The 21,369-nt window shown below is 56.8% G+C and carries 18 protein-coding genes and 1 riboswitch; of the genes, 9 read left to right on the plus strand and 9 right to left on the minus strand.

Annotated features, from left to right (window positions below; genetic code table 11):
- Window positions 1–53 precede the first annotated feature (53 nt).
- The 3 genes from I6L34_RS13380 (at window position 54) to I6L34_RS13390 (ending at window position 2,356) form a co-directional block, all read left to right on the plus strand.
- A complete protein-coding gene (locus I6L34_RS13380) occupies window positions 54–1,070 on the plus strand; it encodes a chemotaxis protein (RefSeq protein WP_005335957.1) in 1,017 nt (338 codons plus the stop codon).
- Between the two features lie 174 nt (window positions 1,071–1,244).
- Window positions 1,245–1,724 carry a hypothetical protein gene (locus I6L34_RS13385; protein ID WP_005354955.1) on the plus strand — a complete coding sequence of 160 codons (480 nt, stop codon included), beginning with the start codon at window positions 1,245–1,247 and terminating at the stop codon, window positions 1,722–1,724.
- Window positions 1,725–1,741: 17 nt separating this feature from the next.
- Window positions 1,742–2,356 (plus strand): superoxide dismutase, encoded by a 615-nt coding sequence (locus I6L34_RS13390; RefSeq protein ID WP_058059387.1) that lies wholly within the window; start codon window positions 1,742–1,744, stop codon window positions 2,354–2,356.
- An 84-nt stretch (window positions 2,357–2,440) separates the two neighbouring features.
- On the opposite strand, the gene I6L34_RS13395 is transcribed toward I6L34_RS13390, so the two are convergent.
- From I6L34_RS13395 to I6L34_RS13405, 3 genes are all read right to left on the minus strand, one after another.
- Window positions 2,441–3,388 carry a vancomycin high temperature exclusion protein gene (locus I6L34_RS13395; RefSeq protein WP_216954828.1) on the minus strand — a complete coding sequence of 316 codons (948 nt, stop codon included), beginning with the start codon at window positions 3,386–3,388 and terminating at the stop codon, window positions 2,441–2,443.
- A gap of 187 nt (window positions 3,389–3,575) precedes the next feature.
- On the minus strand, window positions 3,576–6,335 hold the full coding sequence (locus I6L34_RS13400; RefSeq protein WP_216954829.1) for a collagenase: 2,760 nt from the start codon (window positions 6,333–6,335) through the stop codon (window positions 3,576–3,578).
- 469 nt (window positions 6,336–6,804) lie between these two features.
- Window positions 6,805–7,122: a hypothetical protein gene (locus I6L34_RS13405; RefSeq protein ID WP_058057921.1), complete on the minus strand. Its 318-nt coding sequence runs from the start codon at window positions 7,120–7,122 to the stop codon at window positions 6,805–6,807.
- Window positions 7,123–7,213: 91 nt separating this feature from the next.
- Window positions 7,214–7,300: riboswitch (cyclic di-GMP riboswitch) on the minus strand.
- Window positions 7,301–8,149: 849 nt separating this feature from the next.
- Between I6L34_RS13405 and I6L34_RS13410 the strand changes: the two genes are divergently transcribed.
- The 6 genes from I6L34_RS13410 (at window position 8,150) to I6L34_RS13435 (ending at window position 14,122) form a co-directional block, all read left to right on the plus strand.
- Window positions 8,150–8,692 (plus strand): fimbrial protein, encoded by a 543-nt coding sequence (locus I6L34_RS13410; protein ID WP_026034942.1) that lies wholly within the window; start codon window positions 8,150–8,152, stop codon window positions 8,690–8,692.
- Between the two features lie 99 nt (window positions 8,693–8,791).
- Window positions 8,792–9,181, plus strand: a complete 390-nt coding sequence (locus I6L34_RS13415) for a hypothetical protein (RefSeq protein ID WP_019445468.1) — start codon at window positions 8,792–8,794, stop codon at window positions 9,179–9,181.
- Window positions 9,182–9,248: 67 nt separating this feature from the next.
- The gene (locus tag I6L34_RS13420; protein WP_216954830.1) at window positions 9,249–11,783 is read left to right on the plus strand and encodes a fimbria/pilus outer membrane usher protein; all 2,535 of its coding nucleotides are present in this window, start codon (window positions 9,249–9,251) and stop codon (window positions 11,781–11,783) included.
- A 10-nt stretch (window positions 11,784–11,793) separates the two neighbouring features.
- Window positions 11,794–12,525 (plus strand): molecular chaperone, encoded by a 732-nt coding sequence (locus I6L34_RS13425; protein WP_058059366.1) that lies wholly within the window; start codon window positions 11,794–11,796, stop codon window positions 12,523–12,525.
- A 5-nt stretch (window positions 12,526–12,530) separates the two neighbouring features.
- Window positions 12,531–13,559, plus strand: a complete 1,029-nt coding sequence (locus tag I6L34_RS13430; RefSeq protein ID WP_058057924.1) for a fimbrial protein — start codon at window positions 12,531–12,533, stop codon at window positions 13,557–13,559.
- A gap of 11 nt (window positions 13,560–13,570) precedes the next feature.
- The gene (locus I6L34_RS13435; RefSeq protein ID WP_019445472.1) at window positions 13,571–14,122 is read left to right on the plus strand and encodes a fimbrial protein; all 552 of its coding nucleotides are present in this window, start codon (window positions 13,571–13,573) and stop codon (window positions 14,120–14,122) included.
- A gap of 2 nt (window positions 14,123–14,124) precedes the next feature.
- On the opposite strand, the gene I6L34_RS13440 is transcribed toward I6L34_RS13435, so the two are convergent.
- From I6L34_RS13440 to menD, 6 genes are all read right to left on the minus strand, one after another.
- Window positions 14,125–15,360 (minus strand): winged helix-turn-helix domain-containing protein, encoded by a 1,236-nt coding sequence (locus tag I6L34_RS13440; protein ID WP_058057925.1) that lies wholly within the window; start codon window positions 15,358–15,360, stop codon window positions 14,125–14,127.
- A 300-nt stretch (window positions 15,361–15,660) separates the two neighbouring features.
- Window positions 15,661–17,064: an o-succinylbenzoate--CoA ligase gene (menE, locus tag I6L34_RS13445; RefSeq protein ID WP_058057926.1), complete on the minus strand. Its 1,404-nt coding sequence runs from the start codon at window positions 17,062–17,064 to the stop codon at window positions 15,661–15,663.
- Window positions 17,057–17,986, minus strand: a complete 930-nt coding sequence (gene menC / locus I6L34_RS13450) for an o-succinylbenzoate synthase (protein WP_058057927.1) — start codon at window positions 17,984–17,986, stop codon at window positions 17,057–17,059. Before menC ends, menE begins: the two co-directional genes overlap by 8 nt.
- The gene (menB, locus tag I6L34_RS13455; RefSeq protein WP_202904470.1) at window positions 17,986–18,834 is read right to left on the minus strand and encodes a 1,4-dihydroxy-2-naphthoyl-CoA synthase; all 849 of its coding nucleotides are present in this window, start codon (window positions 18,832–18,834) and stop codon (window positions 17,986–17,988) included. The genes menC and menB overlap by 1 nt, the downstream gene beginning before the upstream one ends.
- A 4-nt stretch (window positions 18,835–18,838) precedes the next feature.
- On the minus strand, window positions 18,839–19,636 hold the full coding sequence (menH, locus tag I6L34_RS13460) for a 2-succinyl-6-hydroxy-2,4-cyclohexadiene-1-carboxylate synthase (protein ID WP_216954831.1): 798 nt from the start codon (window positions 19,634–19,636) through the stop codon (window positions 18,839–18,841).
- The gene (menD, locus tag I6L34_RS13465) at window positions 19,596–21,353 is read right to left on the minus strand and encodes a 2-succinyl-5-enolpyruvyl-6-hydroxy-3-cyclohexene-1-carboxylic-acid synthase (protein WP_216954832.1); all 1,758 of its coding nucleotides are present in this window, start codon (window positions 21,351–21,353) and stop codon (window positions 19,596–19,598) included. The genes menH and menD overlap by 41 nt, the downstream gene beginning before the upstream one ends.
- Window positions 21,354–21,369 lie beyond the last annotated feature (16 nt).

Below are 21,369 nucleotides of genomic sequence, written 5' to 3' on the forward strand. Positions count from 1 at the left end.
CTGAGGGAAAACCGCAGCGGTCTGCTGCCCGCGCAACCTGAATGAGAGTCACCATGATGTCCAAAGATGGGGAAGAGCGTAAATCAATCCTGACCGAAAGTGGCACCAACGAGCTCGAGATCATCGAGTTTCACCTCAAGAAGCAGCTACCGGACGGCCGTGAAAAAACCGCTTATTACGGGATCAACGTCGCCAAGGTGCGCGAGGTGATCCGGGTGCCGGAAACCACAGATTACCCCAATGCCCAGCGCCATATGGTGGGGGTCTTCTCCCTGCGGGATCGCCTCATCCCGCTGGTGGATCTGGCGGGCTGGCTCGGCATCAAGACCAACCCGGACCCCAGCCACAAGGTGGTGATCGTCACTGACTTCAACAAGATGGCCAACGGTTTTCTGATCGATAGCGTCAGCAGGATCCACCGGGTCTCCTGGGAGGATGTGGAGTCCCCCAGCCAGTTTCTGGAAGCGGGGGAGAACGACTGCGTGGTGGCCGTGGTCAGGCGCGATGGCAACCTCATCATGATCCTCGATTTCGAGAAGATCATCGCCGATATCAACCCCGAGCTCAGCATGGAGAAGTACGACGTCACCCAGGACCGTAAGGTGCTCATAGACGATCGCATGATGGCGCTGCGCCAGGGCAAAACCATTCTGGTGGTGGACGACTCGGCCTTTATCCGCAAGATGATCGAAACCACCCTGCGTACCGCTGGCTACAACGTGATCACGGCCAAGGACGGCGGCGAGGGGTTGGAGATGATGACGGATTTCGATCGCCTGGCCCAGGAGGAGAGAATGCCGGTGACCGGCTTCGTCAATGCGGTGATCACCGATGTGGAGATGCCGCGCATGGATGGTATGCACCTGCTCAAGCGGCTGCGGGATACCCCCTCCTACAAGGAGATGCCCATCGTGATGTTCTCCTCCCTGATGAGCGATGACAACCGCCAGAAAGCGCTGCAACTGGGGGCCAACGATACCATCACCAAGCCCGAGATCGGGCGCATGGTGGGGATGATGGACCATATGCTGCTGGGGATCGCCCCGCCTTCGCCCGCCAACAACATCTGACCTGCCGTTAACTTCCAATTAGCCGGTCGAATCCACTGACCGGTGCCTCAAGCGGCCACTCCTTGCCAAGGGGTGGCCGCGCTGTTTTGGCTGTTTGCTGCGATCCCGACGCCCCTTGTCTCCCGGACATGATTCATGTAATGATAATTATTATCATTTGTTGGTGTGAAGCATATGACAGCAACCTGGGTGAAGGGGTGGGTCGAGTCGACCGAAGGTGGCAGCAGCATGAGTCACTGGAAACAGCAGACCCGAGAGGGCAACCGGCTGTTTGACTGCGGCGAGTATCATCAGGCGCTAGCTCATTATCAGCAGGCGCTCTGGCTGGCTCGTCAGCAATTGGTGCAGTGGCATGACGCCGATGAGGCGGTGGCGGCGCTGGTTGTGGCTCACCACAATCTGGCGGATCTGCTGGTGGCCATGACTCTGCCCGATCGCGCCGCCGACCTGCTCTGCTATGTGCACGACTGCCTGCTGGCGACCTGTCACTCCCCCGCTTGCTCCTCTCGCCTGCGAGAGGCTGCTTTGCGCCATACCCGCACAACCCGTGCCGAGTTGCTGACGTTCGTACAGCGCCACGGCAGCCACGCCGGGATCATGCGTTCGCTCGGTCACTGCCTGTGTCAGAGCGAGCCCTCATCCCGGCTCCATTAATCCGAACAGAGGTCATCATGAGCCATACCCTGCCAGCCCTGAACTATGCCTACGACGCACTGGAACCCCATATCGATGCACTGACCATGGAGATCCACCACAGCCGTCATCACCAGACCTATATCAACAACCTCAACGCCGCGCTGGAAGGGGCGCCAGAGCTAGCCGCAATGCCGGTAGAGGCTCTGCTGCGCCGCTTCGATACTCTGCCTGCCACCTTGCAGGGGGCGGTCCGCAACCATGGCGGCGGCCATGCCAACCACTCCCTGTTCTGGCTGGTGATGAGCCCGCAGGGGGGCGGTGAGCCGGGTGGTGAGCTGGCTCTGGCTATCGAGCGGGAATTGGGGGGATTCGATGCCTTCAAGCAGGCCTTCACTCAGGCTGCTCTGAGCCGTTTTGGTAGCGGCTGGGCCTGGCTGGTGGTGGACAAGGCGGGCAGATTGCAGGTGGAGAGCAGTGCCAATCAGGATAGCCCCCTGATGCATGGCCATACCCCGATCCTGGGGCTGGATGTGTGGGAGCACGCCTACTATCTCAAGTACCAGAACAAGCGTCCTGACTATATCGCTGCCTTCTATCAGGTGGTGGATTGGGCCGAAGTGGCCCGCCGCTATCAGGCGGCGCGAGGCTGACTTGGCCGCTGGGAATGGGTGTACAGGCTCACCGCCACAACCTGCGCTGTAATAACAAGACCCGCCAGTTGGCGGGTCATCTGTTTATGGTGTGACTGTGCTGGCGCTGGCGGCTGAAGGGGCCACCGGCAATGTGGGCAAGGCCGCGCTGGGCGTCTTGGCGGTGGTTTCTACCGCGGGTTTAGCGGGAGTGACCGGCTCAGTCGTTGCCGCAGCGGATAAAGCAGGAGTGACTTGTTCAGTCGCGGCCGAGGCAGATGGAGTAGCCGACTCGGTGGCAACCGCGGCAGAGACTGCCGCTGGCTTGGCCTCATCCACTGCCGATTTGGGCTGCTTTAGGCAGGGTTGCAGGCTGCCGATGGTGCTCAGTGACTGGCAAGGCACAGGCAGACCGATGGGGACCGGTGCCCCGAGGAACTTGGGCCCCTTGTCCAGTACATAGAGGTCGAGTAACCCCATCAGGCGGGCAAAGACTTCCCGTACCCGGGTGCGGATCCCCTGATAGGCGCTGGGATCCTCGGCATTAAAGCCGACCGCGTCGATACCGAAATGGCGGGCGATGAAAATGGCCCGCTCGTTATGAAAGCCCTGGGAGACCACGGTAAAGCGCTCCTGGCCGAACACCTCTTTGGCGCGAACCACTGAGTCGAGGGTGCGGAATCCGGCGAAATCCATATAGATGGCGGAGGCGGGGATGCCCGCCTTGATCAGGGCGCGGCGCATCTGGCGTGGCTCGTTGTACTGCACGGTGGCGTTGTCACCGGAGACGATGATGAAGTCCACCTTGGCATTGTTGTAGAGCTCGGCCGCCGCCTTGATGCGGTATTTGAAGTAGTGGTTGGGGCCGCCACCGGAGAGATATTTGGAGGTACCCAGCACCACCGCAACCCGGTTGTAGGGCACTTTGTCTACCTGATCGTAGGTGTAGTGACGGGCATCCGAGACGATCCACTCGCTGTAGCCCAGCAGCATGGCAATCAGGGCCAGCAGCAAAACGAGGCAGGCGAGGAGGATCTTGGCAAACTTCTTCATGCGCGGTGCGGTCAGGGTCTGAAGTTGGGAGTGGCTATCGGCATTCTATTACAACTCGGCCGCCGGCGTCAGGCTTGATAACGGGCGGGCACCTCATTCGGGCAGAGGTTGTCGCAGCAGAGGCCGGGAGAGCGGGAGGATAAAGCGAGGGGCTGCGGCGGCAGCCCCTCTGTTGGGTGAAGGTCTATCAGTGGGCGGAGTCGTTACCCTTGCAGGCGTCTGACTCCTTGTTGGCTTGCCACCAGGGCAGCAGATCCCGGGCGAGCCACGCCTGATAGGCGTCGCTGTCGTTGGCGATCAGGCGGTCCAGCTCCCCTTCGAAGTCGCTCATCGCCTGCTGTCGATCCGGATTGCGCAGCGCCTGTGCCAGCGCCAGCCAGCTGGCGCCGCGACCGGTATCGTTGAGGAAGCGGTGCACGGTATAGGACCAGGAGTAGACCATCTCGCCACCCTGGTCGTAGTCAAGGTGGAGGATAGCCGCCAGTGTCGGGCGCTGGTTGGCGGGGCGGTTTGCCACGTTATCCAGACCTCGGGCAAAGCACTGACCGTGGGCGATGAACTCTGCAATCCCCTCGGCCCACCAGGTGGTGCGGTTGAGCGGATAGTGGCCGAAGCTGCCGTACTGGTTGAAGCGGCCGTCGAGATAGTGAACGTACTCGTGGCGCAGGTTCCACACCTGGAAGGCAGGGCGTTTCCACTCCGCCTCATAGGCGAAGAAGCGGGCCTGATTGCCGGGACGAGCCGGATCCCCCTCGATATAGATGCCGCCATTGTCGGTGGAGACACCAAACAGCGCGCTGCCGTAGCGGCCCCAGTCGGCGGAGGAGTTGAAGATCACCAGCTCCAGCGCTTCGTTGTGATCATCGGCCACCGGTTGCCAGCCTGTCTCCATCTGCTGGTGGAAGCGCTGCTCTTCATCACCCAGCTCGCGGCAGATCCCTTCGGCCTGAGCCTGGGTCAGATCCTGAGCGCGCAGACGCAGGGTGGGTGAGCAGGTGTGCTCGAACGGCAGAATATCTTCCATGCGGATCGGTGTGCAGAGCCCGGCGAACTCGCCGCTGATACAGGCTTCGCTGGTGCGATCCGTGTAGGTGAGGTAGTAGCTGGAAAGGGTCAGGGAGACCTCTTCCAACATGGCAGCCGGATGCTGTCCGCCCGGGATCAGCCCTTGCTGGCGCATGATGGCGATGACATCGCGATCCAGCTGTTGGCGATAGGCGATCGCCTTATCCGGGCTGGTGTGATGGAGGTAGCGCATCATCTGGTAGAGACGGCTATGGGCATCGAGGATGTTGTTGAAGATAAACAGATCCCGTGAGCCATCGCGCTGTTTCCAGAGGGCCAGCTCGCTCAGGCCAAGTTGCAGCAGGCTCTGGCGCAATGCCGCCTCCTGTTGCAGCACAGCTGCGCTGAAGTCAGCCTGCTGACCGTAAGAGGCGCTCTGATCGACCAGATTGAGCAGCTCGAACAGGCCATCGGCCCAGGGTTTGTGGCCATTGATCTGTGCCGCATGTTGCACCGCATAGCCGAGCGCCTGGTTGAGCTGGGCCAGCATGGGGGCGGCACTCTGGCGGAAGGCGGCTTGGCCAAGTTGTCCCTGCGCCGCTACGCTCCAGGCTTCCAGCACTGTGCCAGCCTGATCCTGTGGTTCGGCACCCAGCAGCAGGGGGTGGTTGAGCAGATCAATCATCACCCCGGCCAGTGCCCGGGCGGCCTGATCACTCTCCTTGCCAACGCCGCCATGGTAGTTATGGGCGCGCACATAGTAGAGCAGCTTGTCCATTGCCGGATGGGTCGGCTGGTTGGCCGCCAGCAGGGCACGCATCCCGCGAACCACCGCCATCAGCTTGGCGTCATCGTGGCCGTAATCCGCCTGCCAGGCAGGACTGTTCTGGCTGCTCACGTCGGCCACCAGTTTGGCGGCATCGCTGTCGAGCAGATCCACATCGGGTTGCTCTGGCTCGGAGCAGAGACGACCGTTGGCGCGACGACACTCCAGCTGCTCCTCTTTGCTGTCTAGCACAATGGGGCGATTGAGCACCCGGCTCTCCTGCCACGCTTTGCTCTCTGGCAGGGGTTGCCACTCGCCGCCAGCGACAGGGTATTGGTAGCCGCTATCTTGCAGCGTTACCTGCACCTCGCTGCCAGCGGGGATCACCTGACGACAGATGCGATAGCGGATGGTGTTGCTCCCCTCCTTGCGCTCCTGCGGCTCATCACACTCCTGCTGAGGCGTGAGCTGATCCAGCTGCCACTGATAGCGGCGCCAGACATGGATCTCGCTGACCTGAGCGGCAGCCTGACTGCCTGCCACCGGTTGCAGACGGAAGAAGATCTGCTCCAACCGGCCATCCCGCTCACTCGGGGTCTCTTCAAGTACCTGCAACTGCTGCCAATCCTGCGGCTGATAGTGCCACTCCGGCTCTGCGCAGCGGCCTTGTGCGTTGAGTTCGCAGCGATCCAGCTCCCTTTCGCTCTGACCCAGGATGATGGCTTGCGGCAGCGGCAGACGATCCTGCCGCTGGGCGGTCGGCGTGCCCGCCAGCTGCTCCCAGCGACCCTGCTTGAGGCCATAACCAAAGTCATAACTGCTGGCGGGAATGAGCTTGCCCGCCGGAATCCGAGCTTCACAGCGCACGAAGCGGATCTGCCAGCCCGCATCTACCTTGAGTTGCGGCTCGCCACATTGCTGCTCGGCGAGGGCCGCGAGATCGCTGCTCTGCCAGTCGAAGCGACGGTAGACCCTGAGCTGCTGGTAAGGAGCATTGCTGCTGCGCGCCTTGAGCTCGTAGGTGATCTCGGTGATGCGAGCGGCCAGTTGCCGGCTCGATTCGCCAGTCAGCTGATACTGTCGCCAGTCATTGGGGGAGTAGTTGGCTTGCGCCGAGGATGTAGCCAAAAGCAGGGGGCCTGCCAGCAGCAGCCACCCGGTACCCGAACGGTTCATTTTTATCCCTTTGTTCTGTTTGTGTATTGTCTTGCGAGTAATCGCAAGGCAATTTACAGGGACTCAAAAGAATATCAATGATTTTTTAAATAACATATAAATCAATGGTATAGTGTTGATTTATATGCTTGCTGTTTTTGAACTCCTGCCGCCGTAGTGAGGGCTCACATGCGACTTTATCGAAGAAGTTGTTAGTTGTGTAAAGTGCGTGTCAGATCTCATTTAATCAACACGAGACATGCAGCAAATGACCAGGAAAAGCGAGATGTCCCTATGGCTTAAGCCACATTATCTGGGCGTATGATGACTTGTGACTCAATCAGCAAAGCCAGCTATTTGAGCGTGAGGAGGCGGGATGAAAAGATATTGGCCGCCTGTATGGGTAGCACAGGCGACCTGATAAGAGCTTCTTTCAACACCACCTGCTCATCTGTTTCGCGCCAATTTCAGCATCACTACAGATGAGTCATCAGAGATAGCTGACAGTCACGATCGCCATGTTGCTGGCATTGGTCACTTTGTAGCTGATAGTGCTGCTAATTGAGCTGATTTGACCGGCTTGCTGCAAGTGAGCCAAAGGCATGGTCTGCTTGTTCATGCCTGAATAGCAGGTCACGCTGCTGTCAGAAAAATCACATGGAGATTCGTAGATAGTGCCAGTAAACGTCACTGAGCCATCAGCTGCAGAAGCAGTGGATGGCAACAAGGCGGTACCAAGCAGCAAGGAAGTGCATACAGAGAGAACTGTCTTGCGAACTAAACGGGAGGCGGTGTGTTGAGCTTTCATATCTATGTCCTTTTCGTCACAGGTGTTGTACGAAAAGGGCAACGCAATCAAAGAGTAATGCCATAAATCGGCAATAACATCACTCTTCTCAGGTGGCAGCTCCGCTGTCTTAGGTATCAAAACCCTTAGACCGGTGGCTTTGCGTCCCGACCTTTCGATCGGTTTGCCCTTTACTCTATGTCTAGATGATAACACTCCACTTTGAGAAATCAATCGGCTTAAAAATCATGAGAGATGGATCACAGTTAGTCTGCATAATTAATAACGTATATTTATTTTTTTTATCTCAAATCTTGCCTGTGAATATTGCGGACAAGCCTCTATATTAACGCGTCATATCTATGATTAATATGTAATGTAGTAGATGTATATTTATATGTGGGCTGCCAATGATTTGATTACCTGATTACCTGATTACCTGATTACCTGATTACCTGATTACCTGATTACCTGATTACCTGATTACCTGATTACCCCTTTAGGGGGCGATTCATGAAGTGGTTGATAACTATTGTCAAAAATAGATAGGTTATCTTTGTTGTGTTTTTGTTGGATTTTTGTGTGCAACTTTTAATTCATAGTCTGACAATATTGCAATAGATGTCCTTTATATGAACTTTATTTATTTCATGATATCGTTTTATGTTTTGTTGTTGGTTTAAGTCATTGTTTTTTAGGTGTTTATAAAAAAATTTATACAAATCAAAATGTATTTGATGTGCATCAAACGAGTCGTTAATTTGTTCGTCAAGCAAAAGCAGAATGCGGCTTTCTGCACAGACGACAAGGACGTATGTAGTTGTGCAGTTGAGGTGTAGCGGGAACTACCCCTGATGCGGTGTGCTGCTTTTGCTTATTTAAATAAACCTGAAGAGGCACAGTTTATTATTGGCATGACTTCTCATCGGCTTAATGAGAGACGAGCGCCAACAGTTGCTGTGCAGTATATCGCGGCATCACTTAATATCGTGACTCCAGCATGATTGGAGTGATGCAGTACAACACACGTTAATGTAGGTATAAACGAATGAAAGCTAATAAAATTCTGGTTGCTATGGGTGTTGGTTCCATGCTGCTGTGCGGCTCCGCTTTTGCTGCTGGTGGTGCCGGTTCCGGTAAAGTCACTTTTAACGGTGAAATCATCAACGCTCCTTGCTCTGTAGCCCCTGAGTCTGTTGACCAGGTAGTTGAAATGGGCCAGATCAGCACCAAAGAGCTGGCCAACGGTGGTGAGTCCAACTCCAAGCCGTTCAGCATCAAGCTGCTGAACTGTGAAATCTCCGACGCCGAAGATGCTGTCAAGGTGACTTTCAGCGGTGCCAAAGACCCGGTAGATTCCAGCCTGCTGGTGATCGGTGGTGGTGACGCCGCTGGTGCCGGTATCAAGATGACCGCTCCGGGTGGTGCTCCGATCGTGCTGGGTACTCCGACTTCAGCCTTTACCCTGGTTAATGGTGATAACGAACTGCCGTTCAGCGCCGTGCTGAAAGGCTATGCAAAACAAGACACCAACCCGCTGAAAGCCGGTGCTTTCACTGCAGTGACCAACTTTACTCTCTCCTACGAGTAATAGAGTGCCTTAACGTGTGACAAGGGTTGTGGTGGTGCGAGCCACCACAACTTCACACATTCTGTTTCCTCACATCGAACCCTAATCATGAAAACTTCAATGATGGCGGCCATGGTGCTGCAGCTGGTGATGATGGCGGGATCAGTCCACGCCAACGAACTCACGGATGGACTAGCCGAATCGGGCTGTACGCTGAAGGTGCTGCGCAGCATTCCGCTGCAGGCTCAGCAACCGGGTACGTTGAAAATCAGCGGTTGTCAGGTTGACGGGGCGACGGTGGCATCACTGCCTTTTATTTCCATGTCCGTGCGTGGTGCCATGAGCGATGAGCTGGGCATTCTCAATAACGGCCAATATCACAAGGTATCCGGTGAGCGCTTTATTGTCTCGGATATCGTCAACAGTGATCTGGAATTCAATTTGGGGCTCATCAGCAGTCAGCTGTTTTTTCCGGACAGTACGACGCTGTTAGAACTCAATTATATGTAAGCAAACCAATTGCTTAGTGTAGATACCTCATTACGTGAGACCTTTATGCAATTCCTAGAGTGAAAATATGAGCGTTTCAACATCAGACTCTGTGAGAAAAAAACATTATTCAAAAATGGCTTTTATGCTATGCGTGCCCAGCCTGATGGCGGTGGCAAATCACGCATGGGCAGAAACGGAGTTTAATATTGATGCGCTCGATCTGGATGAGCGGACCAAGATCGACCTCTCCCAGTTTGCCGACGAAGGCTACATCCTGCCCGGCGACTACTACCTCGAGATCGAGGTCAACAAGAACAAGCTGCCCCTGCAGAAAATCCCTTTCTACGAGAGCGATACTGGCAAGGGAAAGGGTGGGGTAGCCTGCCTGCCGCAAGACGTGATCCCCAAGCTGGCGCTGACCGACGAGGCCATCGCCAAGATCGATACTTGGCACGATGGTCAGTGTGCCAACCTGTTGGCGCTGGACGGCGTAGTGATCTCGAACGATATCGGTAACGGCTTGCTGCGCATTGCCATCCCTCAGGCGTGGATGAAGTACAGCGATCCCAACTGGATTCCGCCCGAGCAATGGGATGAAGGGATCCCGGGGATGATGCTGGATTACAACATCAATGCCCAGGTCAACGAAGGCGATGGTTACTCCAATCACAACATCAGCAGCTATGGTACGCTGGGGTTCAACTACGGCGCCTGGCGTCTGCGGGGTGACTATCAGGCCAGCTCTTACTGGGGTGATAATGAGCGGACGTCGACCGAGCTGAACCGTATCTATGCCTATCGTCCGCTGCCGAACATGGCCGCCAAGCTGACAGTAGGTGAGCAGCAGCTCAACTCCCAGTTAATCGATGGTTTCCGCTATACCGGCGTCAACCTGGCCAATGACGAGCGCATGCTGCCGCCTAGTCTGCAGGGTTATGCGCCGGAAGTGAGCGGTATTGCCAAGACCAACGCCAAGGTCACCATCTCCCAGTCCGGCCGGATCATCTATGAAACCAACGTGCCGGCGGGCCCGTTTCGCATCCAGGGGCTGGACAGCTCGGTGCGCGGCCGCCTTGATGTGCGGGTAGAGGAGCAAGATGGCAGTGTCAACTCGTTCCAGGTAGACACGGCAACCGTTCCCTACCTGACTCGCCCTGGCTATGTCCGATACAACCTGGCGGTTGGTGCACCTTCCGAACAGACGGATTCGGTGCACGATGTGCACGGCCCTGCCTTTGTGACCGGTGATTTCTCCTGGGGGGTGGCGAACTCCTGGTCGCTCTACGGCGGCAGCCTGATTGCGGGTGAATACAACTCCATGGGATTGGGTATCGGTCGTGATCTCTATGCCTTCGGCGCTATTTCCGCCGACCTGACCCAGTCCATCGCCAAGTTGCCGGGCCTGTCGACCAAGATTGGCCAGTCGGTACGGGTGAACTACGCCAAGCAGTTTGATGAATACAACAGCTCGATCACCTTCGCGGGTTATCGCTTCTCCCAACATGACTTCATGACCATGTCGCAGTTCCTCAATAACAAAGATCGGTTGGAGAACAACACTACGACCTCGAGCGATGATTACAATACCTGGGGTGACAAGGAGCTCTACACCATCACCGCCAACAAGACCTTCTGGGCGGAGGATGCAGCCAAGGCGCTGACTGTTTATCTGGACTACACCCACAGAACCTACTGGGATCACGAGGCAGAGGATCGCTACGGCCTCACTATCAACAAGAACGTGAACATCGGCAGCTTCAAGGATGTCTCCGTCTATGTGTCGGCCTACAAGACCAAGACCGAGAACTACGAGGATGACAAGAGCGTCATGTTGACCCTTAGCGTGCCAATAGGGGACAGAAAGAGCGCGGGATACAGCGTACAGTCCTCCAACGGCAAGGTGACTCACCTGGCCACCTATCAGGACTACAGTCGACCGGATGATACCTATCAGTTGGGGGCGGGCGTGCAGAGCAATGGCCACGCCGTGGCGCGGGGTTACTACAACCACAACAGCGACATCGGTGCAGTCAGTCTCAATGCCTACAGCGTGCAGAGCGAATACACCTCGGTTGGTGCCAGCCTGCGTGGCGGTCTGACGGCGACCCAGCACGGTGCAGCCCTGCACCAGGCGACTCGTCGTGGCGGTACCCGTATGATGGTGGATACCGATAATACCTCCGGCGTCTCTTTCAACAATGGCCGCGCCGTGACCAACCGCTTTGGCGTCGCGGTGATCAGCGACATGACCGACTATCGCAAGAGCGACACCCGGGTCGATGTGGATCAGCTGAGCGACGACATCGATGCGATGAATGCCATCAAGCAGGGGACCCTGACCGAGGGCGCAATTGGGTATAATGCTTTCGAAATTGCGGAAGGGTTCAAGCTGCTGGCCAATGTCAGACTACCCGATGGCTCAGTGCCGCCGTTTGGTGCCACCGTCGTCAAGGATTCCGGCCGTGTGCTCTCGGTGGTGGATGAAGATGGCCTGGTCTATCTGACCGGGGTGAAACCGAATGAAGCGTTTGAACTCTCCTGGGGCGGGGCCCGCCAGTGCAAGATAGTGGCGCCGCAACAAGTAACCGATCTGTCGATGAAGACTCTCACTTGCAAGTAATGGGATACCGATGAAAAAGCTGCTCTCTTATATCTGTCTGGCTGCACTTGGCATGACCTCACTCAACGTCAGTGCCGCCATTGTGCTGGATCGTACTCGTGCCGTTTATCCGGGCGGCGCAAAGTCCATCAGCCTCAACATCAAGAACGAGAACCAGAAGCTGCCCTACTTGGCGCAGGCCTGGATTGAAGATGCCCAAGGCCAGAAGATCTCTTCTCCCTTCGTGGTGCTGCCGCCGGTACAGCGGGTGGATGCCAACCAGAAGTCCATCGTGCGCATCGCCAGTGTGCCGGCCATCGACAGCTTGCCCAAGGATCGTGAGTCCATCTACTACTTCAACCTGCGCGAGATCCCGCCCAAGAGCGAGAAGAGCAACGTGATGCAGATTGCCGTGCAGTCCAAGATCAAGCTGTTCTACCGCCCCGAGGCCATTCTGCCCGAGCGTGGGGCTGTCTGGCAGGATCAGGTGCTGATCACCAAGCAGGGCAAAGCCCTCAAGGTCAACAACCCGACCCCTTACTACATCACCTACGTGGGCCTGGGTCATCCGCAGGGCAAGGAGCGGACCACTATCAAGGGGTTCTCCGCCTTTATGGTTTCTCCCAAGTCAGAGCAGACGGTCACCATCCCGGAAGCACTGGGTAATGAATTTGTGATCAGCTATGTCAATGACTACGGCGGATATATGGATATCAAATACCAGTGCACAGGCAATGCCTGTAAAGCCGTGAAGAGCGAGTAAGCCTTATGCTACGTTCTATCTTCTGTTCAAGTCTTATGTTGTTGGCAGGAACGGCATTGGCAAATGGCTATGTGACGCCTAACCCAACCCATGATTACTATATATCGTTGGACAAGGCTGACATTCAAAACAGACCTGGTTTTACTACCAAGGCATTTGAGTGGAATTTGGGAGGGCAATACTCAGGTATCGTTACCTGCCCAGATAGAAGCATTCCACAATCTCCAGTGTACTATAAAGCAACAATGACGGATGGCTTGCCTCAAGTTGGTGATGGTTTTGTAAAACTGAATGACTTTTTGGATATGAAAGTCGAAATTTGGATAGCCGGTTGGAAGAAAAAATTTGTTACAGCCCCATTCCCGAATGAAAGTAACGATTACCCAAATTACTCTTGTACTAAAGGGAAAGAGACAAGAATAAATAATTTCGAAAGCGGTAGCCGTGGAAAGGTAACTTTTCGCGTGAGAAAACAAATAATTAATGGTGTGCAAATATCAGATCGTCAAGTTGTAGAGATGTATGGCCGTCTAGGGGCTACAACGACAGACTTTAATAATTTGCCAATGTCTAGAATTACGATTACATCTGCAATTTTATATGTACCAGAAGAGTGCGTGATCAATGGTGGGCAGACGATTGAAGTAGAGTTTGGTGATTTGCCAGGATCAGGATTGGATGGAAATAACTTTGAAAAGACGGTTCCGCTGACATTTCAATGCCGTGGTGGTGTTTTCGAAGGGGATGCTTTGAAGATCAATCTTGGTATTTCTGGAAAACCAACCTCTTTCAGTCAAGACTATCTGCGGACAACTCGGGATGGCTATCAAGGTGGAAATGTTATTTCCGATTTAGGGATAAAATTCAAACAGCTGGATGGTTCTCAGCTGAAATTGAATACCTTCTATCCGGTTTCCATGCAGGGAAATATCGGTGACTGGGGCTTTATCGCGGCACCGGTAACCCCAGCAGGTGCAGATATTCCGGCGGGCGATTTCTATGCGACTGCCACCATCGTTGCCGAGTTCCAGTGAGGATTTGTAATATGTTGCGGACATTGTGGATAGGTTTGGCGCTTTGCCCGATGCTGGCCGTGACGGCGGCTCCTCGTGCCAGCAATGACCTGGAATTGCTTGGCAATACGGTTCATCTCCATGGCAGGATCATCGATCAGCCATGTGTGGTTTCTCCTGAATCCCTTGATCAGGAGGTCGAGATGGGGGTAGTTGACGTGAAGGAACTCTATGCCAACGGAGTCGGACAGCTAGTGCCGTTCTTCATTCGTCTGACCAATTGCAAGCCGGGTATTTTCCGCATGGCCAAGGTGACCTTTACTGGCTCGCAGGATACCGAACTCAGCGGCGGATTGGCATTCACGGCGGGGATTGCCAGGGGGGCAGGCATCCGCCTGTATGACGTGGCTCAATCACCTCTGAATTTGGGTAGTGCCTCCCGCGGCTATCTGCTAGGTGGTGCGGCAGATAATGAGCTGCAATTTTTTGCCAGAGTCGAAGGACATCCGGCGGCATTGACCGCCAAGAACATCCAGCCTGGCGACTATTCTGCTGTCGCCAATTTCATCGTTGCTTATGAATAAACTCAGAAGTCGTTGCGCTGGATGACTTTTGTATTGCCATGGCTGGGCCAGGTGATGACGCCACCTAGATAACTGGAAAGGTAAATACCTCCGGGCAATTGAATGAACTTGGCTTTTTGTTTGGGGGGCGTTAGCGCCGCGACCAGAGTGGCGACCATAGCGTTATTGGTCAGCGCCTGCTGGTCAATGAAATTGACAATGGTATTTTTTATCTCGACCGAAATATCGCCATTATCCCGCTCAAGATCTCCAACTGAATCCAGATTGAACAGCGTCTTTCCCTGATTGTCAGTGGCTATCACGGTGGCCACTACAATTTCTCTGTTCATGGTCACAATATATTTACTCTTTCTGGTCATTTCTACCCAGTTGTCTGGTGCCTGACAATCTCTGTGATATCTGACAGTGGTTTCTTGATTATTGTAATAGTTGTTGGAAACGTTATTTCCCTGCTGGTTCATGGTTGTGATAACGCATTGAACTTCTTCGGCCACAGGGTGACCGCTACGCAACAGGAAGATATTTTCGGATAATTTCCTGCTGCTATTGTTGATGGAAAAATAGCTGATAGCTTCTTTTCCAACCAGAATTGAAATCTGCTCATCAGCTTTACGTGAAACAGGTTTTATCAAGGGCGTCAGTGAATCTATTTTCACATTCAGTGCTTTTTCCGTCTCGCTGGTCATATAGAGAGAAATCTGACCTAAATTGATAGTGCGTAGTGTATTTGCTGTCGCATAGTTATAAATGACGAGGGCTAGTGAAGTCAGCGAGACCAGCAACAATGCAAACAGCAAAATACGCCTTGGGCTGAAATATCGGTCATATTTGCGGCGAGTATATTGCCGCCTGGCTTGAGGTGCAGGGGAAGGCGTCGGCGCTTGAATTTCTTCCGCTGGTGCTGGTTCTTCACTTTCCCCAGCGAGCTCAATCGGAGCACAAAACATATAGCCAACCCGTGGGATAGTATCGATCGCATCCATTAAGCCGAAGGATTCCAGCTTTCTTCTCAACGAGAGTATCTGCCGGTTCAAATTGGTATCGGTATTGTCCTGATTTGGCCACAAGGCATCCTGCAGTTTGCTTCTGGGAATGACAGTGCCTGCCTCATCACACAACATTTCGAGTAGCTCGGCTTCCTTGTTGCTGAGCTTGATGTCCTTGTCCCCTTTCGAGATTCGGAATATTGCAGCGGAGAAAAAGATATCCTCTGCAATTTTATAAATTCTGTTACTCATGTGTGACTCGTCTTACTGCCAAGGAGAGCATTTTACCACCACGCAGTCTTTGTTCAAATAATGATAAATCGTCAATTTCTTTTATTATCATATGGTTAGATTTCCTACTAAATGCATGGTGGAGGGTATGGTACTACAGCCAATTAATTTGGTTCAAAAAATGTGCAAAAAAAGGCCGTTTATGTAATCGTTCTCACTTATTCAGACTGAGGAGGAGGATTTTGATACCACCAGCATTTTATTTTGAGTCATATGTGTATTTGGATGGCTCCATGGTGTCAGTTTTTGTCGCATGAATAATTATTGCGACCTAATAATATTCTGAAATTGTTTTCGCTGTGGTTTGAGATTGCCGCCAAGATCGGGCCAGGGGAGCCAGTGGTCGGGGACCATAAAGCCGGGCAGGGCGTTACGGATCCAGGCTGCCAGTTCGGAGTCGGGAACTGGCTCGCCGTGCCAGTCGATAAAGGCGGCGGGGCGTTGTCCCCACTCATCGCTCGGTACCGGTACCACCAGCGCCTGGGCAACGGCGGGGTGATCTACCAGTCGCTGCTCGATGGTTTCGGGCTGGATGTTTTCGCCACCCGAGATGAAGAGGTTATCGAGCCGTCCCTCTACCAGCAGTTCCCCTGCCGCAGTGAACCTCCCCTTGTCGCGGGTATGAAACCAGCCTTCGTCATCGAGAGGCAGTTCCAGCTCTCCATCTCGGTAGTAACCGGCAAACAGGGTGGCGCCGCGCACGCAGATCTCCTGCTCCCTGATGCACACTTCCCGCCCCGGTAGCGGTTTGCCAACTACGCCTGCATCGCCGGGGATAGCGGTGCAGACCTGACTGCCCATCTCGGAGAGACCATAACTCACCTTGGGTTCGAGCCCCATGGCGCAGAGGCGGCTCACCAGCGGCTGCGGGATGGCGGCGCCACCGAGCAGCAGCTCGCGCAGGCGGGTACGGGAGGGATCAAAGCTCTCTGCCAGCAGGCGCCAGAGTTGGGTTGGTACCAGCGAGAGATGGGTAATGGGTTGCTGTTCAAGCCGCGCCTTGAGCGGCTGACTGCGATCGTCCAGCACCAACGTGGCGCCCGCCAGAAAGACCCGAAACAGGATGGCGTAGCCGCCCACATGGAACAGCGGCAGGGAGAGTAGCCAGCCGCAGGCCTCATCGAGGGGAATGAGGGTGGCAGAGCCGCGTGCCGAGGCAAGATGGTTGCAGAGCCGGTGCACCACCGCTTTCGGCGTGCCGCTGGAGCCGGAGGTGAGGATCATGTTGTTGAGTTGGGTCGATTCCAGCGACCATGTTTCCTCGCTTGCTGGCAGTTCGCGCGTAAAGTCGAGCTGCAAGGGCTGCCAGTTGCCTGCCGGGATCTCCCCTGCCGACCAGAAGGCATCGGTATCGAGTTGTACCGCCAGCTCGCGCTGCTTTTCGAGAGGAAAGGCGGGATTGAGTGGGCAGAACACCACGCCGCTGCGCACGCAGGCCCATGCCAGCAGCACATCTTCCAGCGCACCGCGCACCACCGCAGCCAGATGTTCGCCACGGCGCACTCCGGCTTGTTCCAGCTGTTGGCACAGGCTGTTGAGGCGGGCATCGAGCTGGCGGTAACTGAAGGGCGAGGCGGCGTGGATGGCAATGCGGTTCGGGGCTGTGATTGCCCGGTGGCGTACCGGGCAAGGTGTCTGTTCGGGTGAACGGGAGGGGTCAATCACGGTAATACAGTTGCTCCAGTCGGCTCAGATCCGGTTTGCCATCTTCCCCCAGCAGATTGCCTGCCATCCAGCGGCGAGTATCCAGACCCGGCGCCTGTTCGGGAGCCCATTCGCCCGCCAGATGAAAGAGCTGGTTCAGGCCCAGATCCGATTCGAAGCAGGAGGAGAGGATCACCTTGAGCCGCAGTTCGCGGGCGCGGGCGATCAGCGCTTCGCAGTTGGCCAGCGAACCGAGCAGGGTGGGTTTGAGCACCAGCGCGCGCAGTTGCGGGATCGGCTCCCACGGCTTGCCCTGCGCCAGCAGTTCGTCCAGCGCCACCGGCATGCCGGTGCGGTTGGCGACAAAGGCGATGTCGACAAAGTCGGCGCAGGGGTCTTCCAGATACTCGATGCGATTCGGGTCGAGGTGGCCGCAGAAGGTCCACGCCTCCTCGCGAGTCCAGCCCTGGTTGGCATCCAGCACCAGCTTGAGGGAGGGGAGGCGGTCGCACAGCAGGCGGATCAGTGCCAGCTCGTCACGCATCGGGTAGCGCGCCACCTTCAGCTTGGCCTTGCCGGGCGTGCGGTGCAGCCACTCTTTCCAGTTGCGCAGCAGCTCCTGGGGGGAGCCTTGAATGAGGGGATAGGGCTCCGGCAGCGGGTTGCGCTGCTCGGGCCATGTCCGGCGCGCGCAGTCGAGGCCAAATTGCACCGACGGCAGCACGGGGTTCGGGGTATCGCCGGTGGCCAGGGCCGCCAGCGTGGCAAGGGCTTCTGCCTCTGCCTGTTGCAGGCTCTCTTTCGAGAAGCCGGGCAGGGGGGCGATTTCCCCCCAGCCGTCGTTGATGCGTACCAACAGCCCCTCTCGCGCCACCTCCACCTTGCCGTGAAAGGTCAGTGGCTGGGTAAAAGGCAGTTGATAGCGATACAGGGCGAGTGTCATCAGGGGTTCCGCTTGTATTTGGAGAAGTCGGGGCGACGCTTTTCGTTGAAGGCGTTGCGGCCTTCCTGACCCTCTTCGGTCATGTAGAAGAGCATGGTGGCATTGCCCGCCAGCTCCTGCAAGCCCGCCTGACCATCACAGTCAGCGTTGAGGGCGGCTTTCAGGCAACGCAGCGCCATCGGGCTGTTTTGCAGCATTTCACGGCACCAGCGCACGGTTTCGCGCTCCAGTTCCGCCAGCGGCACGACGGTGTTGACCAGACCCATGTCGAGGGCTTGCTGGGCATCGTACATGCGGCAGAGGAACCAGATTTCGCGGGCTTTCTTCTGGCCGACGATGCGAGCCATGTAGGAAGCACCCCAACCGCCGTCGAAGGAGCCCACTTTCGGGCCGGTCTGGCCAAACTGGGCGTTGTCGGCGGCGATGGTCAGGTCACACATCATGTGCAGCACGTGGCCGCCACCGACTGCGTAACCGGCCACCATGGCAACCACAGGTTTCGGGCAGGTGCGGATGTCGCGCTGGAAGTCGAGCACGTTGAGGTGGTGAGTCCCCTCGTCATCACGGTATCCACCGTAGTCGCCACGGATCTTCTGGTCGCCACCGGCGCAGAAGGCTTTCTCGCCAAAACCGGTCAGGATGATGGTGCCGATCTGATCGTCATAACGGGCATCGGCCAGCGCCTGCAGCATCTCTTTGATGGTGCGGGGGCGGAAGGCGTTGCGCACCTGGGGACGGTTGATGGTGATCTTGGCAATGCCATCGTTGGACTTGTGATAGAGGATGTCCTCGTAACCGGCGGAGCAATCTTGCCATTCAACAGGTGCATACAGTTCAGCTTCCGTCATTGCTTCAATCATGACTCGTCTCTTCTTGTTGGTTGACCCACTCCGCGAGGAGTCGGGCAAAGTTATCAGGCTGATGGGCATGCAGATTATGGCCGCCATCCAGCACCAAGTGGTTGATTCTGCGATCCTGGTTCGCCAGCTGGCAAGCCAGCTGATGGAATTTGTGATCCCGCTTGCCACTCACCCAGGTGACCGGCAGCTGGCTCGCCATGAGCCAGGGGGCGAGATCCGGCTGCTTGCCGAGCGAAGTGGCGCGCAGCATGGTGGCGATGCCCTGACCGTCGTTGCCAAGGCGGCGGGCGATCTGGCGGGCCCGGGCCGCATCGTCGAGATCGGCAAACACCCCTTGCCGGTACCAGTCTGCCAGCACGTCAGCCAGGGGCTCCTGCTCGAAGCGCCGTGCCCACTGTTCATCGTGCTGGATACGGGCGGCCCGCTCATTGTCTGGTAACCCCGGGTTGCAGTTCTCCAGCAGCAGCCCCCGCAGTCCGGCGGGCTCGCGGCTGGCGTGATAGAGGGCCAGTCGCCCACCCAGCGAGTAGCCCGCCAGCAGATAGCGTTCAATGTGGCGGCTGGCCAGCTCGGCGACCAGCCACTGGTGGCTCTGCTCAAAGTCGCTGACGTTGAGAGCGCGATGCTGGCCGTGACCCGGCAGATCGAGGGCGATGCAGCGGATGGCGGGCAGCCGGTCGATCACCGGTTGCCAGTCGCCACTATCCCCCAGCAGACCGTGCAGCAGCACCAGCGGCACATTGGCATCTTTATTTGCCACGGATGGCGGCCCCCAGCGCCTTGAGATCATCGGCCACCTGCTCGCTCGGTACCCGGATCTCGATCAAGGTAACGCCATGTTGGAGGGCGGCGCGGTAATCGTGCTCGAACTCGGGCAGGGTGGTCGGCGCCCGATAGGCGAGGCCAAACATGGCGGCAGCATGTTCAAAGCTGAGGCCGTGGGGCAGCCGGTAGTAGCTCTCCAGCAGCTCCCCTTCGGTGGGCACCGGCAACATACGAAAGATGCTGCCGCCATCGTTGTTGAGCAGGATCACCACCAGCGGTCGGCTCGCCTTGCTGAGCAGGGCGAGGCTATTGAGATCGTGCAGGGCGCTGAGATCCCCAAGCAGCAGGGTGGTGGGCTCATCACTGTCCTGCTCGATTGATTGGGCAAAACCGTAGGCGGTGGCGATCAGGCCATCGATGCCGGAGGCGCCGCGGTTGGTCATCACCCGGCTCGGCCCCTTGCCCGTTTCGCCGAGCATATCCATCAGTCGGGCTGGCATGCTGTTGCCGACAAACAGTTGCCCTTCGATCAGGCGGTTGAGGCGATGGCAGACCCCGAGCTCGGAGAAGTGCTCGCAGGCGGCGGTGATCTGCTGGCTGGCGTTATGTTGCAGCTCTGCCAATGTGTGCCAAGGGGCTTGTGTGGTGACCGGATGGGCCGCAGCAAAGGCGCTGGCACTGCAGAGCAGCCGGTTGCGCAGCCGGTAGTCGGGATCTAGCCGCGCCGGTTGCGGATCCACCAGCCAGTAATCCTGCCATGAATGGTGTTTTATGAACTGGCCAAGCCGCTTGGAGACAAGCCGCGCGCCAAATTGCAGCAGCACCTCGGCGCGGCCCAGCTCGGCGACGAATTCAGAGTCGTTGAGCGCCATATCCATATGGATGAGGTTGCGGCTATCGAAGCGGATCTGGCTCTGCAGATCTGCCAGCAACGGCCAGCCAAGTTGCTCTGCCAGTTCGGCGACCACCTGTGCCTGTTCGGGGTCAGTGATCCTGCCGGCGACAATAATGCCGCGCTGTTGGCGAAAGGTTTCCCACTCCGCCTGAGGTGGGCAGCTCGGCTCGTTTTGCTGCCACGGGCTCCATGGCTTGCGCGAGCCGAGCCAGTCACCGAGGGGAGCCAGATAGTCGGAGAAATCCTGATAGTGCTCGCCCGGGTAGAGGGGCTCGGGGTACATGCAGTTGAAGTGCACCACCCCGGGGGTGAGCGCCTGTTTGGCCAGCGCCTGATCCACCGAGCTCAGCACAAACGCCGCCGGAATGGTCGGGGTGGGGCTCGGCAGGTTCTGTTGATAGACGGGGTAGTGGCCGAAGATCCCCTGCTGGTCGATCGCCTGATTGGCGCCGTTGTCGATCAGTTCGTGAGGACGATCGGCGGAGAGAATAATCAGCGGTACACCGGTGAGCTGGGCCTCTGCCACGGCGGGCCAGAGGTTGGCTACCGCGGTGCCCGAGGTCATGATCACCGCCACCGGCCGGTTGCTCCCCTTGGCCAGCCCCAGCGCCATAAAGCCGAGACCGCGCTCGTCAAAGTGCAGGTGACGACGAAAGCCCTGATGTGCCGCGGCGGCCATGGTCAGCGGCGCAGAGCGGGAGCCGGGGGCCAGCGCGATGTCGCGCACCCCGAGGCGAAAGAGCTCCTCCAGCAAGAGGGAGGACCAGACGTGGTTGAAGGTGGCGTGCTGGCTCGAAAACGGGGGGCAGGCAAACTCTTCGCTGGCAGGCTCTTTACGGGTGGGCATAGGGGCTCTCGTAGCG

Source organism: Aeromonas sp. FDAARGOS 1404 (assembly GCF_019047085.1).
GTDB lineage: Bacteria > Pseudomonadota > Gammaproteobacteria > Enterobacterales > Aeromonadaceae > Aeromonas > Aeromonas veronii.

Bases quoted from the DNA above. Each gene is read 5' to 3' on its own strand.
- I6L34_RS13385 (WP_005354955.1), top strand. From the start codon at position 1,245: ATGACAGCAACCTGGGTGAAGGGGTGGGTCGAGTCGACCGAAGGTGGC.
- menH (WP_216954831.1), bottom strand. From the start codon at position 19,636: ATGATCTCAAGGCGCTGGGGGCCGCCATCCGTGGCAAATAAAGATGCC.
- I6L34_RS13405 (WP_058057921.1), bottom strand. From the start codon at position 7,122: ATGAAAGCTCAACACACCGCCTCCCGTTTAGTTCGCAAGACAGTTCTC.
- menC (WP_058057927.1), bottom strand. From the start codon at position 17,986: ATGACACTCGCCCTGTATCGCTATCAACTGCCTTTTACCCAGCCACTG.
- I6L34_RS13400 (WP_216954829.1), bottom strand. From the start codon at position 6,335: ATGAACCGTTCGGGTACCGGGTGGCTGCTGCTGGCAGGCCCCCTGCTT.
- I6L34_RS13415 (WP_019445468.1), top strand. From the start codon at position 8,792: ATGATGGCGGCCATGGTGCTGCAGCTGGTGATGATGGCGGGATCAGTC.
- I6L34_RS13390 (WP_058059387.1), top strand. From the start codon at position 1,742: ATGAGCCATACCCTGCCAGCCCTGAACTATGCCTACGACGCACTGGAA.
- menB (WP_202904470.1), bottom strand. From the start codon at position 18,834: ATGACGGAAGCTGAACTGTATGCACCTGTTGAATGGCAAGATTGCTCC.
- I6L34_RS13430 (WP_058057924.1), top strand. From the start codon at position 12,531: ATGCTACGTTCTATCTTCTGTTCAAGTCTTATGTTGTTGGCAGGAACG.
- I6L34_RS13420 (WP_216954830.1), top strand. From the start codon at position 9,249: ATGAGCGTTTCAACATCAGACTCTGTGAGAAAAAAACATTATTCAAAA.
- menD (WP_216954832.1), bottom strand. From the start codon at position 21,353: ATGCCCACCCGTAAAGAGCCTGCCAGCGAAGAGTTTGCCTGCCCCCCG.
- I6L34_RS13410 (WP_026034942.1), top strand. From the start codon at position 8,150: ATGAAAGCTAATAAAATTCTGGTTGCTATGGGTGTTGGTTCCATGCTG.
- I6L34_RS13425 (WP_058059366.1), top strand. From the start codon at position 11,794: ATGAAAAAGCTGCTCTCTTATATCTGTCTGGCTGCACTTGGCATGACC.
- I6L34_RS13440 (WP_058057925.1), bottom strand. From the start codon at position 15,360: ATGAGTAACAGAATTTATAAAATTGCAGAGGATATCTTTTTCTCCGCT.
- I6L34_RS13395 (WP_216954828.1), bottom strand. From the start codon at position 3,388: ATGAAGAAGTTTGCCAAGATCCTCCTCGCCTGCCTCGTTTTGCTGCTG.
- I6L34_RS13380 (WP_005335957.1), top strand. From the start codon at position 54: ATGATGTCCAAAGATGGGGAAGAGCGTAAATCAATCCTGACCGAAAGT.
- I6L34_RS13435 (WP_019445472.1), top strand. From the start codon at position 13,571: ATGTTGCGGACATTGTGGATAGGTTTGGCGCTTTGCCCGATGCTGGCC.